Below are 2,325 nucleotides of genomic sequence, written 5' to 3'. Positions count from 1 at the left end.
CCAGTATTTCCGAGGTTGTTTAGTGGTCGTTTTTGGGGCTTTTGTTTGTGGTTGTCCTTTAAAAATTAGTATTTAAGGTGGGGTGGCAAAGTGTCGAACGGTGACCAAACCATGCGAGCTGCTTTGCCTCCCCAGATTGTTGATTTGCGTAACATATGTTTAAATGGTTTTGCCAGTCTGTTCAGCCTCTGCTTTGATTTTAGCAGGGATAAACAGTTCTTCCATATGCTGGCTGATAGTGCTCGGGGTAATCTTAGCCTGGACGCGGTGTGTTGTCTGAAACATTTGTGTCCGGATCGTTTGTTCTTCTACCTCAACCAGGTGGAGGTGGATGAGATGCTCGAATATACGAACCGGGCGTTGCAACAGTGCTACATTGCCTGGAAGAAGAATGGGGGACGTGTCTCGCGGTGGGGTTGTCTTGTCGCTATAGATGTCACCAGTTTCGAGTATTATGGGGAGAGGGACGAGTACGTGCACGAGTATGTGAAGCCCGCTGGGAGAAAGCTCAAGCACATAAAAGTGCGCAAGTACGCCGCCCTCTCCATCATAGCCCCCCGGTTCAAACTCTGTCTCGCCCTGCTCCCGATTAAGAAAGGCGAAAAGCTACCGGAGTTGGTAGACAAGCTGCTCGGCAGCGTCCGTGGGGTGAAGATACGGTGCGTAGTCCTCGACAAAGAGTTCTACAACGTAGGCGTCCTAAACCGGATAGAGGCACATGGTTTGCATTATCTGGTACCCATCGTGCATAAAGAGAGCGTAGACCGCCTCTACTGGGTGTGCGCCACAACAAACCAGTGGCGATGGAAGTACATGATGGGCGCCGCCAGGAAAGAGCGCAAACAGGTGACAGGCTACTTCCACGAGTACCGTACGGGCGACTACGCGGGCTTCATCACTAACCGAGACATGAAAACAGACACCGCAGAAAGACTCCTCGAATTATACGGGCAGCGGTGGAACATAGAGAACGGGTTCAAAGAAGCGAAGGACTTCCTCATCAAAACAACGAGCAAGAACCACGCATACCGCCTCCTCTTGTACACGATAAGCCACCTTATCGCCAACCTGCAAAACATCATCCGAGACACCAGATTCCGGGTACGCTACTACGAAATGCAAGAGATACTACGACTAATCCTCGACCCCAGGACCGAGAAGAAACAGTACACCATAACAAAACGACTAATCGCCAAACTCTAGCAGGAAAAAAGAAAACAAACACGTCGACAACCCATTTTGTTAGCCATCGCCACACACATATACGCAAAAAACAGACAGCGATAAGAAAAGAGAGACACAACCATCTATCCACCCATGAAGACAAGAACCGATAATCCCCGATAAAACCAGCTTTCTATGCTTGACCCGCTTTTTATTAACCCACAACCCATAAAACAACAACCTCGGAAATACTGGTTCTTTGCGAGAAACTCGTCTGCGCTAACCAGTTCAGGGCTGCGACGTTTACCTGTCAGGGCATCTGTCGTACGGTATTCTCGCGAAGAACGCGAAGAGACGCGAAGGGCGCGAAGACGGTATTCGTAATCCCGTAATGTCCTCCGCCCACAAGGATAATCCCATCCGACGCTTGCCTGAACCGGTACGATTTTCATAGGAACGCAGAGTTCGCAGTTTCCCTATAAAAATTGCCTGGCGTTTAACTGAAAAAAAACTGCGTTCTTTGCGCTCCTCTGCATCCCGTGAAAATTTTCGTTGTTTGGGCATGCGCAGACTAGATTCCCGCAGAGTTCGCAGGGACGGGCGCAGAGTTCGCAGAGACGATTGTAGGGAGGATAAACGGATATCGCTAAACAATCTCTGCGGTCTCTGCGCACGTCCCTGCGTTCTCTGCGAGAATATAGGGCGACACATGCCTGAGCAAGGCCAATTTTCCCGGCCTTTACAAGAAAATACCATCGATCACCAACCACTTCTCTTCGGCTTAAACCTGCGTTCGGCGTTCATGGGGTCGCAACGCCAGGCCATCGCTTTGCGTCGTTCCCTCTACCATAAATAACCCTCGTCGCCCCGCAGAAATAAAACAAATCAAACGCTTGGCGTTCTTGGCGCAGTCTTGGCGCTCCTGGCGAGCATCTTGTCTACGCATGCCGAAACAAGTCTGACTCTCACTGTCAGCCACTTTCTACCCGGTCAGCTCTTTCATCTTCTCTAAGATGTACTTCGCATTTTCCAGCGCGCCCTTAGCCTCTTCCTCATTGACCATGACGTCGAAGCCATAGGTCGCCTTCTCGCGGTATAGTCTGTAGGAGTCCAGCGTATTCGCATACTCTTCCAGCTCGGGGTGGGCCTCTCTGATGTAGA

The 2,325-nt window shown here is 50.5% G+C and carries 1 protein-coding gene; it reads left to right on the top strand.

Annotation, left to right across the window (positions count from 1 at the left end):
- The first annotated feature begins 336 nt into the window (after positions 1-336).
- Positions 337-1,203 carry a transposase gene (locus VGK02_11135; GenBank protein HEY3375593.1) on the top strand — a complete coding sequence of 289 codons (867 nt, stop codon included), beginning with the start codon at positions 337-339 and terminating at the stop codon, positions 1,201-1,203.
- The last annotated feature ends 1,122 nt before the right edge of the window (positions 1,204-2,325 follow it).

The sequence above is a fragment of the Candidatus Aquicultor sp. genome (assembly GCA_036504445.1).
In the GTDB taxonomy this organism is placed as follows: Bacteria; Actinomycetota; Aquicultoria; order Aquicultorales; family Aquicultoraceae; genus DASXVE01.
Note: the sequence above shows the minus strand (reverse complement) of the source record. Positions and strands in the feature narration are given on the sequence as shown.